The organism is Coleofasciculus sp. G1-WW12-02 (assembly GCF_040219735.1).
Classification (GTDB): domain Bacteria; phylum Cyanobacteriota; class Cyanobacteriia; order Cyanobacteriales; family Coleofasciculaceae; genus Coleofasciculus.
In genome coordinates, this window is record NZ_JAVJRX010000101.1 from 38,136 (window position 1) to 53,423 (window position 15,288).

General features: G+C 43.5%; 11 protein-coding genes. 1 reads left to right on the forward strand and 10 read right to left on the reverse strand.

From position 1 onward, the window contains the following. Positions 1-32: 32 nt before the first annotated feature. From RID09_RS16820 to galE, 9 genes are all read right to left on the reverse strand, one after another. On the reverse strand, positions 33-1,175 hold the full coding sequence (locus tag RID09_RS16820) for a hypothetical protein (RefSeq protein WP_446337078.1): 1,143 nt from the start codon (positions 1,173-1,175) through the stop codon (positions 33-35). A 39-nt stretch (positions 1,176-1,214) separates the two neighbouring features. Further along, on the reverse strand, positions 1,215-2,744 hold the full coding sequence (locus RID09_RS16825) for a glycosyltransferase family 39 protein (protein WP_446337079.1): 1,530 nt from the start codon (positions 2,742-2,744) through the stop codon (positions 1,215-1,217). A gap of 55 nt (positions 2,745-2,799) precedes the next feature. Next, on the reverse strand, positions 2,800-3,549 hold the full coding sequence (locus RID09_RS16830) for a class I SAM-dependent methyltransferase (protein WP_446337080.1): 750 nt from the start codon (positions 3,547-3,549) through the stop codon (positions 2,800-2,802). Between the two features lie 42 nt (positions 3,550-3,591). Further along, complete coding sequence (locus tag RID09_RS16835; protein WP_446337081.1) at positions 3,592-4,896, reverse strand: glycosyltransferase family 2 protein; 1,305 nt, start codon at positions 4,894-4,896, stop codon at positions 3,592-3,594. Positions 4,897-4,923: 27 nt separating this feature from the next. Continuing rightward, positions 4,924-5,994: a glycosyltransferase family 2 protein gene (locus tag RID09_RS16840; RefSeq protein WP_446337082.1), complete on the reverse strand. Its 1,071-nt coding sequence runs from the start codon at positions 5,992-5,994 to the stop codon at positions 4,924-4,926. Between the two features lie 45 nt (positions 5,995-6,039). After that, on the reverse strand, positions 6,040-7,323 hold the full coding sequence (locus RID09_RS16845) for a glycosyltransferase family 2 protein (RefSeq protein ID WP_446337083.1): 1,284 nt from the start codon (positions 7,321-7,323) through the stop codon (positions 6,040-6,042). Between the two features lie 16 nt (positions 7,324-7,339). Next, positions 7,340-9,115 (reverse strand): ABC transporter ATP-binding protein, encoded by a 1,776-nt coding sequence (locus RID09_RS16850; RefSeq protein ID WP_446337110.1) that lies wholly within the window; start codon positions 9,113-9,115, stop codon positions 7,340-7,342. A gap of 81 nt (positions 9,116-9,196) precedes the next feature. Next, positions 9,197-10,360, reverse strand: coding sequence for a glycosyltransferase family 2 protein (locus RID09_RS16855; protein ID WP_446337084.1), 1,164 nt, complete (start codon positions 10,358-10,360; stop codon positions 9,197-9,199). 23 nt (positions 10,361-10,383) lie between these two features. Then, positions 10,384-11,466 carry a UDP-glucose 4-epimerase GalE gene (galE, locus tag RID09_RS16860; protein ID WP_446337085.1) on the reverse strand — a complete coding sequence of 361 codons (1,083 nt, stop codon included), beginning with the start codon at positions 11,464-11,466 and terminating at the stop codon, positions 10,384-10,386. Between the two features lie 260 nt (positions 11,467-11,726). On the opposite strand from galE, the gene RID09_RS16865 reads away from it, so the two are divergent. Further along, positions 11,727-14,264 carry an AAA-like domain-containing protein gene (locus RID09_RS16865; protein ID WP_446337086.1) on the forward strand — a complete coding sequence of 846 codons (2,538 nt, stop codon included), beginning with the start codon at positions 11,727-11,729 and terminating at the stop codon, positions 14,262-14,264. Positions 14,265-14,308: 44 nt separating this feature from the next. Here RID09_RS16865 and RID09_RS16870 read toward each other — a convergent pair whose 3' ends face one another. Next, complete coding sequence (locus tag RID09_RS16870; RefSeq protein ID WP_446337087.1) at positions 14,309-15,205, reverse strand: alpha/beta fold hydrolase; 897 nt, start codon at positions 15,203-15,205, stop codon at positions 14,309-14,311. Between the last annotated feature and the right edge of the window lie 83 nt (positions 15,206-15,288).

Consider the following 15,288-nt stretch of genomic DNA (forward strand, 5'->3'; position numbering starts at 1 on the left):
TGCACACCCTTAAGTTTAATCGTGGTATTTGATTAGTTTGAATACCTTTCTATTATTGGATCTGGATTAAAATTACCATCTTCATCACTCCGCAACCATTCAGAGTTATTAGGAATCTCATGCCACCAAGGATATTTAGCAATCTTAATGCCACGAGAAATGATGCCTGCCTTATAAGAGAAAGAACTTGGACTGAGGATGAGGATATCTGCGACGACCATACTATGAAAGGTTTTGAATTGATCCTCATCTAGATGATAAACAACATTATCAAGTTGGTCAAAGTCCTGGAAGTTTTCTTTTACTCCTTGAGAAAATACATTAATGTAACATTTTTTATCGGATAATAAGGTTGTAATTGTCTTGACTATTTTTATAAAGTAAGAATTTTCTAACCATCTTTTGCGGAGATTAACATTTTCATCATTGGTCGTTACTATATCTCCTCTCCTGACATGACAAGCAATATTTAATCCATCGTCTTTAAAATTGCACTCAACGGGATTTTTGGCTCTGGAGTTCCAGTATTTCAGTCTCAGAATTTCTGAACTGGGCGTATGATCATAAACATTAGGAGCTGTACAATCACTCTGTAGCTGAAAGAGAATATGACTACCCGGATAGGCAGACTTTATAATTTCACCAATAACATACTGTCCATAATCATCTTCTTTAATCCATCGCACTCTTGGCAATTTTACTATTTTGACTGTTTGATCCTTGATAATTTCATCGTAGACTACTTCTCCATCACCAAAATTAAAAAATTCTTCCCAATTGTAGCCTCCAGCCGTCAAAAGAGGTTGATGAACAAACTTGAGATCATATTTCATCGAATAAATCAAAGCCGCATTCCAGTTGGATAGTTGATGTCCCATTCCTGCGAGTGAATCTGGACGCCCTGTCAAGTAACGTCTCTGGATATTCTTTATGTGAGACTCTGGATGCCAAAGTCCCAATTTTTTCAGGAATTTTGCCAGTAAATAACGCCAATAGGAAGGATAAATCCAAAATCTAAAAGGTGTATAATTAATCAAAGGTTCTGGAATTCCATAATCATTATTTCGCAAATACAAAATTTGCCCTTTTATATCCCTTAGTAAATACTTTATTCCCTCTTTTGAAAGGTAGTACTTTAAAGTAAACAGAGGTTTAATTATCTTTTTAAAATCCATAATTTTATCGACTTTCAAAATAATATTTAAATCATAAAACTACTTTTTTAAACGCAATAACCCCCTACCCTGATTAACTCGCTCCACTTTATAATCGTATTTTTGTTCAATCTCCTTGGATAATACTTTAGACGTGTGAAATAAAAAAATATCTGTGTAATTATTATGAATATTGGGGGTGTTTGGCTCAACCAGTAATAGCAATTTAACTTTAGCATCAAGCAAATAGCTGAGAGAAAATAATTCGCCAGGATTTAGGTAGTAATCTGTACTACTAATTAAAAGAGGACGACTTGTCTGGTTAATAATGGAAGCTATTTGGAAATTATCATTACTAAATTCTTTGTTCCATGCTGTTTTTTGAGGCAAATTCATGGCACAGGAAATAATTCCTATTGAAATCAGCATTGCTGTTATTACTTGCCATATCTTCTGTTGGAAAAGATGAATCGAGGTAATTTTAGTACTGAGAAGATAACTTACAGCCATTTGCACCGATAAATAACTTGGAATTAAATAACGATTGACTGTCGATCTGCGTCCGCCAAAAATTAAGTCGGGTAGTAATAGCAGCAGTAAGGTAATTCCACCTAATGCCAATAAAAATAACCAGCTTTTACGATCTGTTTTCTTTAATAAAAAGTAAACTGAATATCCAATTAAGATTAAAACAGGCGGAGCGACGATAATTAAAGGATTATCGACTTTTTGGAAATCAAAGAAAATCCGCGTCAAATCCCCTAGCCAATTTTTTACTAAAAATGACCCCGATACTTCTTTTGCCGTCCAGCTTACCCCATTGGTGTCGCGTAAATTAATCAACCACGGCAAAAAAGAAAGAACTGCTAATAGGGTACTTATCCCATAAGCCATCAGATTTCGACTGAGGCGAAATCCTTCAATGAGAAAGACATAGACACCGTATGCTAGCACAACCAATAAGGAAAGTGAATGAGAGTAGAGCGCCAGAGATAGGGTGACTCCATAAATTATCCAACTTTGGTTAGTCTGACATTTTATGGCTCTAAGCAGCGCTGCACTGGATAACAAAATGGTCACTGTCCATAAAGCATATTGTCGCGCTTCTTGAGCATATAGTACATGAAAAGGTGATAGGGCGATTAGAGCAACGGCTATCCAAGCTGTTAACGATGACTTGAATAATTCTCGGCACAACCAGTAGGCGCTGGGAAAAACGAGCAAACTAATGACGGCAGATAAACTTCTTATTGCTGTTATTGAGTCACCGAATCCCTGAACCCATAATCGTGCAATGGCGTAATAAAGAGGGGGGTGTTGGGGATCTTCTTCGGCAAGGCGTTTGACTGTATCAACGACACCCCGTTCAGAATTAATCCGTTGGTACTTATGCAAATCTTCAATGCTAATGATCTCACCTGTAAAGACACCCTGAGTTAATTCCTTAAGGGAGTAACCAGAAAGCCGTAAAGATGTGTAAGTTTCATCATGCCAGTAAATTTTTTGATCAAGATTGGCGAAGCGGAAGAATATACCCAGAACTAATAAGGCAATGATAAAAAAGCGGAGTATGTTGGGCGTAAATTTCATACAAATAGATAGACATCATTGATGGCAACAATACTTAATTAAAGGTTAGAATTTTTTAAAGCAACTCTGCCCCGTTCTGCCAAGTTGATGCAGTTTCTGTACCTTTGGCTTCCGGCTTGTGTTGGATGTAACTTAACCAGGTAATGGGACTGAGTAAGGAGCAAAGAAACTCACGCTTAAGAGGTGATAAATGAGAGAAAGCAACATCATGGCAAAGCACCGTGATCGGATTGATAAAAGTGGCATAGCTCTGACAGGATAAACCAATCAGGCTCTTCAGTTCATCTAACGTGTAGCCACGGCGTACATGTCCCCATTCAGCCATGACATCAGTATCACTAGGGCAGATAGGTTTCATAAATCTATAATAGGGAAATCGCCAGTTTTCATTAGGAGTGCTGACTAAGATAAAACCACCTGATCGCAATACTCGCAGTGCTTCTGATACAGCTTTTTCATGCGCTTGAATATGTTCTAAAACATCGAACATTGTAACAGCATCAAAAGAATTATCATTGAACGGTAACGCTGTAGCGTCTCCACAAACAAAACTAACTCGTTCCTGTTGATTGCAGGGAGCATTAGCATACTCAGGATTTAGGTCTAGGTTAGTTACCTTGGCTTGCGGGTATAACAAAGCAGTCAGACCACTCTGACCCCCACCTAGTTCCAGAATATCTTTAAACTTTTGATCTGGGGCAGTGCGATAAATAGCCCGCATCTTTTCCCGGTAGAAAAAACCTTGAGTTAGGGGACGAGAAAAAGGATTTTTGGATAAAAATTGATTGAGTGGAGCTTTGTACATACCTACAATGTAAAGTGACAATCTGAATGGATTAACTTGTAATTAAGAAATATCTGCCAATTTTTCACCAGAGTATCGATGTTGTAAATAAAATTTAATTCCGGCTAAACAGCCCAAAATTTCTACCACTAAGGTTTTGTGCCTGGAACTAAAACCTCTAATAATACCGCCTAATAATACCTTAGTGTAATATCCGGGCAAAATGATAAATAAGCGAATCAAGTTCCCCCAATGTCCATATCTGGCAAATTGAATTAAAAGGGCAGCTACATGTCCTCGCATATATTGATAAATCTGCTGTTTTAAACTCTCTAACTCTTGGCGATGGTAGTGGAAAATTACCGCTGTCGGTTCGTAATAACAAAGCCAACCTTCAGCCAGAACCCTGTACCAAAATTCCGAATCCTCACTACAACCAGATGCTCCAGCTCCTAAACGTTCGTCAAAGTCGCCGACTCGTTCAAAAATTTCGCGGCGAAACGCCATATTTGCCCCCGCACCGATGCGCCAAACCGGGACACCGAGATGTTTAATTGACTCAAAGAATTGTCGATCAAAGATTCGTTTTCGGTATCCCCAGCTAAAGTTTTTTTGACTCGTTTCAAAGGTGAACTGAGATTCAGTTTCTAGTTCGGCGGGTAACACTAATCCCGTCACCGCCATCACTTGAGGATTCTCAAAGCCTTGCTGAATTCGACGAATCCAGTCCGGATGAACAGCTACATCATCATCAGTGAACGCAATAATCTTGCCTGTACTGTGGCGAATGCCTGTATTACGCGCTACACTCAGACCCGGACGCGGTTCTAGTATGTAGCGAACACCAGGTATTTGGGAAACCACTTCCCTTGTTGCCTCTGTAGCGGGTGCGTTGTCTACGACAATAATTTCCTGGGGAGGCTGTGATAAACTTTGGAGCGATCGCAAACATTTTTCTAATTGCTCTGGACGGTCTCGGGTACAAATCACAACGGAAACCGTTTCACTGTCAGATTCTTTTAATAAACATTCATCAAGTCTCTCTAGAGGGCGGTCTAATGCTAATAAAGTATAAAAATCTGGGGGTATAGCTGGGGGCTGGTGTACGGGATGCTCCGATAGCGCCGCTTTAAACCCTTGAGGCAAAAGCCGATCGCCAACGGCAGGCGTAATCGTTTGTACAATTAGATTGGCGAGTTCCGTAGCACTCATCGGTAACTGTGCCGCTGAAATCGCGCGATCGCCCAGGGGAACGCCATGCAACCAAAACACCAGATACAGTCCCTGATAGTCCGGTTCAGCCGATAATGCTGGGATGACTTCACTTAACTCAAGGTGGAGAATTTTCCAAGGAATAAACGTACTCATAAAATCTACTGCTTAATTCACTCGTAATTAATGTCCGGTAACATCCTGGCAACTGACAATTTTTTCACGATTCAATGTCAACATTGAACGGCATTTGCGCCCCAGCAAGCCGATTCCTTCAAAGCAAAGCACGCGAATCATCCAGCGCCAAATTCTGGCAGAACGACTGCACTTGAGTGCTTCTTGAAGTTGGGATACAGTGGCTTCTAGATTGCCAGTAGCGAGGAGATTCCCTGCTGTTTCTACTGCCCAACCCGCATAAGTTTCTCTCGCCTGACTGGTCAATTGGTAAGCGACGGTAGGCGGCAGATAGTCAGGTAGATAGGATTCTATAATTTCTGTTGCTTTACGCATATCTTGAACCAGCTTGTTGGTTTTGACAGAACGTTGCGTTAGCGAACCCAGTCGCTTAACTCGATAGACAGCAACAGGCTCAACTTCAAACCAAATAGGGTACTCCGTCGCTATTCTTACCCACATTTCCCAGTCCTCCCCGCAACATGAAAAACGGCGGTCAAACCCACCCAGTTTTTCGTAAACATCCCGCTTAACCACGATTGAGGGTGTGGTTATCCGTTGTCCGGCAGCAATCTGTTCTAACCAATTTGGTACAATACTACTTTCCGGTTTTTCGAGGTGGGAAATGCTTTGCCAGTGTCCGTATTCGTCCATATAAATATGGCGACAGAACGCCGCACCAATTTCTGAATTTTCCTCAAAAGCCCTTTGAAGTTTACAATAGAAGCCATGCCGCACATAATCATCACCATGGAGGATGTGGATTAACTTCCCATGCGATCGCTCTAAGCAGGTTTCAAAATTGCGGATATAGCCAACATTTTCTGGCTGTCTGTAAAAATGCACTCGACCTTGACCCAGTTCCTTTACTACCGCTTCTGGATCATCCTGGGTAGAATGGTCATCAATCACCTCAATTTGCATCACCTGCGATCCTGGGTCTTGAGCCAACACACTTGCCAAGGTTTCCCGCAGATATTGAGCGCAATTATAAGTAGGAATCATCACCGACCACAAAGGGCGCGGTTCTCCCTCTGGTATCGGTAAAATTGTTGCTCGATAAGGATGTTGCTCACTCATAGCTCATGGGGATCATTACCGGATAATTTGCTAAAAATTGAGAATTTATTTTTGCAGGATAATGTTATCATCTTGAGGGCAGCTAAGTTTTTGAAGCGCTAGCCCTGGCTCTGAAATAAATTGCTGCTTAATCTGCTCAATACGCCTCTGTGAACGAGGATATTCTCCCAAAAGCCCGACAATTCCCCCCCAGAGTTCGGCGAGAATCATTCCCGGCGGTAAAGGATGAAGCCCCATCAAACTCTCTGCAAGCTGGCGTAACTGGTATTGAAACCACCATCCGACCAACAGGCGAAAGCTTAAACGCATGGAGATGTCTTGCTGGTAAGATTTAACCACAAATGCCATAAAACCTAACCCCCACGTCCAATACTGATGGCGGAGTTTTGCCAGTTCCCGACGGTGTTGGTGAAACACCAGGTATTGAGGTTCGTACACTAAAGGATATCCTGCCCGAACTACGCGGTAAAAGATATCCAAATCCCCGCCACCCGGAAGCGGTGCGCCTGTATCTAACGCCTCATCAAAGCCACCCAGTTTGAGTAAAACCTCCCGGCGAAATGCCATATTGCATCCCGCGCCAAAAATTCCGGCTCCGCAGGGATAGAGGGGATTACCGGGTAAGATTTGTCCATGGCGGATTTTCTCAAAACCGCGCCGAAATCCGCCCCTCTTTTCAAAGAGAATTTGTGCCTCTGTGACCAACTCATAAGGCAAAACCAACCCAGTAAACCCACCCGCATCGGGATTTTCTGCCCAAGCTTCTACCAGTCCATTGAACCATTGACGGTCTACAGTTACATCATCATCGAGATATGCCAGAAGTTCACCTGTCGCCTCTTGCAAAGCACGATTGCGAGCAAAATCTAGACCCGCTTTCGGTTCCCTGGTGTAGAACACGGTCGGTAATGTGTCAATTAAATCTTTGGTGCGCTCATCAGACGGTGCATTATCCACCACTAAAATTTCAAAACAAGGCGAACCATCTGATAGTTGTAGCTTAAGTAAAGACTCCAGACATCTTGCCACATTGTCGGGACGGTCTTTCGTACAAATCGCCACTGTTAGGGAAGGAAACTGCTCTGGATTCGCCGGAGACACTAATTCTTCTCGGATACTTTCCTGAAGCAGCTTTGTGCCAATTTCCCGACTCAGGAGTGGTGCTAAATCTTCGGGAGTCAGGACGCTGTTTGGCGGGAGTTCTTGCATCACCAAACCGATGGGTCTGTCTTTACGGCGTAGCACCAAAGCGATACCCGTTTTGTCCTCCTTTGTCTGGAGGGTGGGTAGGGGTTGAGTGACTTCCAAATCAATGATGGAGTAGGACATAAGTCTCGTTTCAGGGTCAAGCTGGAGAACGATGATATTGCAGTCGGTGGAGTTTGGCAAAGAGTCCGTTGAGTTGAAGAAGCTGCTGGAGATTCCCCGACTCAACTACCTGTCCGTTCTCCAGGACAATAATCTGGTCTGCTTTTTCGATAGTGGACAGGCGATGGGCGATGACAATGACGGTACGGTTATGGCTAAAGGTAGTTAGCGCTTCTTGAATTAAGTGTTCTGAAATCGTGTCTAGGGCGTTGGTGGCTTCATCCAGAATCAGAATGTCTGGATTGCGGATAATAGCACGAGCAAGGGCGATGCGCTGTCGCTGACCCCCGGAGAGCCGAATTCCTCGGTCGCCTACTTTGGTATCGTAGCCTTGGGGGAGTTGCATGATAAACTCATGGGCATTGGCTTGTTTGGCGGCGGCAATGATATCGGCTTCTGTTGCGTCTAAGCGACCATAGGCAATGTTCTCCCTGATGGTATTACTGAAAATATAAATGTCTTGACTGACGATTGCCAGATGACAGCGCCAGGATAGTAAATCTAATTCTTTTAAGGGGTGATTGTCTACATAAATTTCGCCTTCAGTAACCTCATAAAAACGGCAAATTAGGTTAACGAGGGTAGACTTCCCCGCACCGGAAGGACCAACAAATGCGGTGGTTTTGCCACTGGGAATGGAGATGGAGATATTGTGTAAAGCGGGTTTATCCTGGGGATTGTAGCGGAAGCTAACGGATTCTAAGGAAATAGCCTGCTGCAATCCTGAAAACGTCAGATTGCCAGAGCGGATGTAGGGCTTGTCCGAGGGTTCCAGAAAGTACATCACATCATCCACCGAACTGGCTAACATCAGCAACTTAACGCGATTGCCACCGAGCAGTTGCATCTGCGGCTGAAGTCGATAGAGAATGAATAGAAAAGTTAGCAGGGTAGGTAATGCCGTCCGGTCTTGCAACAGAGCAATCATCATAATGCTCAACACCAGCAATGCCGAAAGCACCTCATAGAGCGGATTCACGGACGCCGACAACGTATCGAGCTTCATAAAGATACCACGGACTTGCTCAGACGCCTGATCAAACTGCTTTTGCTCGTAAGGTTCCCGTCCAAATGCCCGAATGGTTCTCATTCCTGCTAACCCTTCATACATTCGTCTTCCCAGAGCGACATTCACTTGAACTGCCTTTTGTCCCAAAACTTTGGACTGGCGCGTCACAAACTGGATAATTAGGGAAATCAAAAGCATGATCCCGCCGACTAACAGGGTCAACTTCCAGGAAATCAGTAGGAGTAAGGCGACATAAACAACGGTAGTGCAGGAACTTACAATCAGGTTGACCAATACCCCTAGTGCTTCACTGGTGCGCCATGTCTCAGTTGCCAATGTATTGAGTAATTTGCCAGAATCTTTAGTTTCTAAGAAGCTGTAGCTTACGCTTAATAGCTGATCGAAAATACGAGAGCGCAACCGATGGCTGATACGCGAATTTAACCATGCCAATAGAACCGAGTTACCGTAGGTTAGGCAGTTTTTCAGTACAATAGCGCCAAAGATAAATAGGGGAATAACGACTAGGCGTTGACTGGTAGGAACGGTACTGAGGACTTGGTTGAGAAAGCCGATTAAAGCATTGTCACTGACTGTTGGGTTAGAGGTTTGAGACAAGTTTTGGAGAAAAGGAATGAACAAGCTAACCCCCAATCCTTCCGAAACTGAAGATAAAATTCCCAGGGTAACAATTGCCGGAATTGCCCAGGGGTAAATTTTTAACAGTAGGAGTAGCCTTTTAATGAGTTTTTCCTCTTTAAGCTCTGTTTTTTAGGCGTCAGTGGCAACGAACGGTTAATGGTAAATGGACAACAGGTTCTCTTTTTAATTTAAGGCTGAACCTTCAACGGTTTCATAGTTTAGCTTTATTTTTTTATTCCGAGAAAGCTTAGGAATGAAATAGTGAAAGGCATCGCCAACTAAGACCTTGATCTTGATCGCGCTTTCTTTGCGTTTGATGTCATCAAGAGTCAATCTATTTTTTATATTTTTTGACTTGAACGACTGGTTTTCCGCAACCCCCACTCTCGCTCTCACAAGCTGAAGGACTAACCCTAAAATGCTTTGGAGAGCCAATAAATAAAACCCCAGCCGTAAGTAGGGTGTGACGACATCTGATTTTATCGCTTGTCCTAGCCAAAATAGAGTCGTTTTATGGTCTTTAAAATAATGACTTTGATGGGCAAAGTAAATATATAAACTGCTACTCGAAAATCCATAGAGAGCTGTGGGTATTTCGGGATGTCTTTGTCGTACAGCTTGCATCACTAAATGGTGTGACTTTGCCATTTGAGTAGAATCACGGGACATACTGTTGATAATTTTGCGATAACCAATCAGAAAGTCTGGGACAACTCGGAATTGACAAACGTCAGCGATTCTCAGATAAATATCCCAATCTTCACATCCCTGGGCAGCCTGTTCTTTCAATTGGCAGTTATATCCTCCAATTTGATCAAAACAATTTCGACGAATCATGGAGGCGCTCGCATTGCCAATAAAATTGTGACCGACTAGGGTGACGTAAACCTCTCCCTCAATTTTGGCGGCACGAAATATACCCGTGGGGACATCATCTTGATCAATATCCACTGACCACGAATAAACTAACCCAACAGAGGGATCAGATGCGAGAAAACATTGGACTTGCTTTTCAATATTTTCGGGATACCAAATATCATCCGCATCAATGGGAGCAATGAATTCGCCTTGAGACTTTTCAATGCCTAAATTCCGGGCGGCGGCGACTCCGGCATTTTTCTGTTGCAACAAGACTACCCGTTTATCTTGTTGTGCAATGGCTTGGATAATCTCAGGGGTTCTGTCTTGGGAACCATCATCGACGACTAAAACCTCCAGGTTCTGATACGTCTGAGATAGAACGGATTTTAGTGTCTTTTCAATAAAGGCTTCGGCGTTATAAGCTGGAATAATAACCGAAACCAGGGGTAAGGTAGAAGCTACGCGATCGCGGTTCAGGGTGATCATGAATTTTTGGGTTGCTGCTGAAACTATAAATATGCCCCAGATGCGCCAATGCAAGGCTGAACCATTTGTTTCTCTCGCCAACCGTGGCGTTGTTGATGCCAATGCCAAGCATGGGTGATCATATCCTTAAGTTCTGGGTATTGGGGCTGCCAACCTAAAACCTGCTTGGCTTTTTCTCCAGTGCTGACTAGCATAGGGGGATCTCCTGGGCGGCGAGGGCATTCGATCACTGGGATCGGTTGTTTGGTCACTGTTCTGGCGGTTTCAATCACTTGTTTGACGGAGAAACCTTTGCCACTACCCAGGTTAAAAATTTCACTTTCATCAGTTTGCAATAGTCGAGCTAATCCTAGCAAGTGCGCCTGGGCAATATCACTAACATGAACATAGTCTCGAATACAAGTACCATCTGGGGTAGGATAATCGGTGCCAAACACAGAAATGGATTCTCGCCAACCGAGGGCGCTAAACAACACGGAGGGAATCAGGTGGGGTTCTGGGGTATGATCTTCTCCCAAGCGTCCCGCCGGATCTGCCCCAGCGGCATTGAAGAAGCGGAAACAGATATACTTTAACTTGTATGCCGCCTCAAAATCAGCCAGCATTTTCTCGACCATCAATTTACTACTACCATAGGGATTGATGGGATTTTGTGGTTGTTCTTCCGTAATCGGTAATGACTGGGGGATGCCATAAGTGGCACAAGTGGATGAAAAGACTAACCGTTTCACCGAAGCCGCCACCATCGCTTCCAAGAGCGTCAGGGTTCCCGCCACATTGTTACGGTAATACTTGGCTGGGTTGGTGAAGGATTCCCCCACATAGGCACAGGCGGCAAAGTGGATAACCCCTGTGATAGAGTGAGTGGCAAATACCCGATCCAGTAAGGCGCGATCGCTGATACTCCCCTCAATTAAGGGAACCTGCAAAACGTTTTCCACGAAATCTCGATGTCCGCAGGTTAGATTATCCAAAATAACAACCTGATAACCCGCCTCCTTTAAGGCTTGCACGGTATGAGAGCCGATATATCCGGCTCCCCCTGTAACCAGGAGGGTTGGTGTCTTTTGAGATGCAGTTGCCCAGGTTTTATAGGTTTGGTACACTCGGTTTTGAGCTAGAAGTCTTATAGATTGATATTCTTATAGACTATGTATCATACAATTAGGTGCTAGTTGATACATAAGGGACTACTTTATAAAGTCTTCACACTAATCCCCAAATTATCAGGTTCTTATGAAGATTTCATAAAGTTAATTCATTGAGTGTGGTGTATAAGTTATCAGTCCTGGGAAATAGAACAATTTAGGATACAATCCTGTCAGAGGGAAATTCCGTATTTTCACCGACACCCCAGGTGCGTCCCATGATCGCAGTCCAAAACTCAGTCTATGAGTATCAAGTTGGGGGTTGTCTACCCATTGATGCTCCTACCTACGTCGTTCGACAAGCTGACAATCAACTCTACGAAGCGCTCAAAGCCGGCGAGTTTTGTTATGTCCTTAACGCTCGCCAGATGGGAAAATCGAGCTTACGGGTTCGCACAATGCAGCGCCTGAACCAGGTGGGGTTTGCTTGCACGGCGGTTGACTTGAGTGCGATCGGATGCCAAAACATTACTCTAGAACAGTGGTATGCCGGGATTGTTTACACCTTAGCCAGCAGCTTCGATCTCATGGATGCTGGTGAATTGGAAACCTGGTGGTCTACTCGCCAGACTCTTTCTATTGTGCAACGTTTTAGAACGTTTATCGATGAGGTCTTACTCCGAGCAATTCCTCAGAATTTGGTGATTTTTTTTGATGAAATCGATAGCGTTCTCCGCTTACACTTCCCCGTTGATGATTTTTTTGCCTCGATCAAATCCTGCTATAATCAGCGAAGCAATAATCCCAACTATAAACGCCTCGCCTTTGCTCTCCTCGGTGTCGCCACACCTTCAGATCTAATTCAAGATAAATACCGCAGTACTCCCTTCAATATCGGTCAAGCCATTGAACTTTCGGGTTTTCAGCTAGAAGACGTTCAAGCCTTGGTGCAGGGATTAGTAGGAAAAGTCAGTCATCCTGATGTGATTCTCCAAGAAATTTTAACTTGGACAGGAGGTCAACCTTTTCTCACTCAAAAGCTATGTAAATTAGTCCATCAACATATCGAGAAGCAAGGGCATTTAACTAAAACCTGGGAGACGCGACAACCTAGCCTGCTACAGAGACTTTATTCGGGCAGAAATGTTCAAGCTAAAATCTCAGATTGGGTCGAACAACTGATTCAAAATCAAGTGATTAAAAATTGGGAGGCTTTTGATGAACCTGAACATTTAAGAACTATCCACAATCGCTTGAGCCAAGGTGGAAAGAGTAATCCGGAAATCATTGATCTCTACCAGCAAATTTTACAACGTGGACAAATCGCGGCTGATGAAAGTCGCTCAAAAATGGAATTGCGGTTGACCGGAGTAGTGGTCAAGCAAAATGGCAAATTACGAGTCTATAACCAGATTTACCAGTCTGTCTTTAACCAACAGTGGGTTCAGCAGAACTTTCCTAATCTACCTCAACCTGTTTACGTCCCGAAAAGGGATAACAAGGCGGATAAGCCGGACTTAGACATCCTCTCTAGTGTCGAAGTAGAACTCATCTACAATCACTTAATCGACTGTGTACAACGGGAGTCCCCGGCTCAGTTGATTGAGCGTTTCCGTCAATTGTTCATCCATGGTAATGGCTATCCTGAACCGACAATTTTAGCAGCACTCTACGTAATCACGGCGTCTAAACAGGCTGAAGAAAAGTTTAAAAATATTCTCTATCGCTGCTGTCACATCCTGGTGAACCGTTGGCAAATGACGCCTAAAGAAAATGTCGCGATCGCACATTTACTGGGTCTGTTCCAAAGCCCCCACCAGCCTACCTCTAGCCGTTTGCGACAACTCGTGAAAACCTTTATCGACTCCGAAGAATATCGCACTTTAAAACGTCTTGTGAAAGTAGTCGATGATTCAGTACCAAGTTTTATCGACCTGGAAGAGTATCGAGTCTTAGAATCTCTGGGGGAAGTGGTAGATGATTCAGCAAAGGGAGAGGAGGATTCTACACCAAAACCGAAAAAATTAGCTCACTTAATTAGTCATTATCCCTTCTTATTCTCTTATTGTTTATTGAGTCAAGGCTGTTCCGAGGAAACCCAGCAAACCATCAAAAAACTGCAAGGAGAAAAACAGCAACGATTAGAGGACGAACTTTTGCAGTACGCTACTTATCTAGTTGAGGGAACTACATCCTCAGCTACAAATAGAGAGCAATTGGTGAACAATCCCACTCTATTGAATGATCAGGAATTGTATCTAGCACTGCAACAGTTTGGCGGAAAAGCTGAAAATTCATATACGTACCGTGAGTTGGCTCAAAACTTTCTTCACCAAACTTGCCGAACTCCATCTTATTCCCTGTTTAAAGAAAATTTATATCAGTATCTAGTTACGTCGATCGATCCGAGCTATGGGCAACACAACTTTTATAGATTATTGAATAAGCACCTAACGAATACGCTAACTGAATGTAACAATCATAAAGTGGACACTTCTTTGATTGGAAAAACATGCAGCCAGTTGTTTGATTTGCTCGTTGTTGAAAGTATGGAAAAACCCCAACATTATTGGTTTTGTGATTTAGTCGATAATCTGGGTTCTCTAAAAATGACAGTTTTACTGCTCAAAATTGTCCTATTGTCTCCCCAGTTGATTCGCCCTGACCTTGAAAGACGCTTGGCTATTTTATTTAATCATTACGAATCAACACCGATTGAAGAGATTCTCTATTTAGTTAAATCGATGGAAAATTTAAACGTTGCGTTTATTGTCAATTTTGGCGTCAGAGATTTTTCATGGCTGAACCAGTATTAAATAGGAATTATGAATTTACTGTTCCCTGAGGAATGACAAAATCTTTAGCAATTTTTAATCACCCAAGACTTTAGTCGTTCATTCACTTGGTCGGGAACCTCATCATGGGGACAATGACCGGCTTGGAGATAGTATTCTGTCAGTTGAGGATAATACTGACGGAACTTTGCTCCCCGTTCTTTGGCATTCATCCAGGGATCACCTTCTCCCCATAAGAGTAAGAGGGGACAGCGTAAACTGGCAAGCAGCACATCTATTTTTTCTCCTTGGGGCGATTTGAAGACAGAGGCGAAGACTTTATGCGCTCCGCGATCGCACGAAGGGCGATAGATATCCTCTACCAGTTGGTCAGTAATAGCGCTGTGATCTAAATAGACTTGCTTGAGGGTTCTGCGAATAATTGCCCGTCGCCGCAGGTACTGAAACAATAGGAAACTCGCCCAGGGTTGCAATAGAAGACTTCGCGTCATGCTCTTAAACCCCTTTTGCCCAGAATTCGCGGACTCTGGAACCTTCGTATCGGTAAAAGGACCGGCACTATTAAGCAACACCACCCCCGCCGCAGAATCAGGACACTGCGCCGCGACACACAGCGCACAATAGCCACCTAAAGAGTTTCCTGCCAACACCACAGGCTGACCAATCACCTGGGTGATAAAATCATGCAACTGGTCTCGCCACAAATCACCACTATATTGCCAGTCCGGTTTAGCCGATCGTCCAAACCCTAATAAATCAATTGCCCAAACTTCAAAGTCCTGTTTGAGTTCAGCAATATTCTTGCGCCAGTGATCCGTCGATGCACCAAATCCATGGATAAGTAACAGAGGGGGGTGTTGCGATCGCTTCTCACCTGCTTTGACGTAGTAAATCGACTGTCCTCGCCATTGCCAGTAGATGCCAGGAATGGTTGCTGTTGCTGCAACGGGGGTCGCCTGCATGGTTCTCGATAATGTTAAGTAACGTTAACTAATATAGCGTAAGCGTTAAGGAATGGGGGCGGACAGATCTAAGGCGGATTCAA

Coding starts and splice junctions, on each gene's coding strand:
- RID09_RS16820 (WP_446337078.1), bottom strand. CDS start 1,175: ATGGATTTTAAAAAGATAATTAAACCTCTGTTTACTTTAAAGTACTAC.
- RID09_RS16845 (WP_446337083.1), bottom strand. CDS start 7,323: ATGTCCTACTCCATCATTGATTTGGAAGTCACTCAACCCCTACCCACC.
- RID09_RS16855 (WP_446337084.1), bottom strand. CDS start 10,360: ATGATCACCCTGAACCGCGATCGCGTAGCTTCTACCTTACCCCTGGTT.
- RID09_RS16830 (WP_446337080.1), bottom strand. CDS start 3,549: ATGTACAAAGCTCCACTCAATCAATTTTTATCCAAAAATCCTTTTTCT.
- RID09_RS16840 (WP_446337082.1), bottom strand. CDS start 5,994: ATGAGTGAGCAACATCCTTATCGAGCAACAATTTTACCGATACCAGAG.
- RID09_RS16870 (WP_446337087.1), bottom strand. CDS start 15,205: ATGCAGGCGACCCCCGTTGCAGCAACAGCAACCATTCCTGGCATCTAC.
- RID09_RS16835 (WP_446337081.1), bottom strand. CDS start 4,896: ATGAGTACGTTTATTCCTTGGAAAATTCTCCACCTTGAGTTAAGTGAA.
- RID09_RS16825 (WP_446337079.1), bottom strand. CDS start 2,744: ATGAAATTTACGCCCAACATACTCCGCTTTTTTATCATTGCCTTATTA.
- RID09_RS16865 (WP_446337086.1), top strand. CDS start 11,727: ATGATCGCAGTCCAAAACTCAGTCTATGAGTATCAAGTTGGGGGTTGT.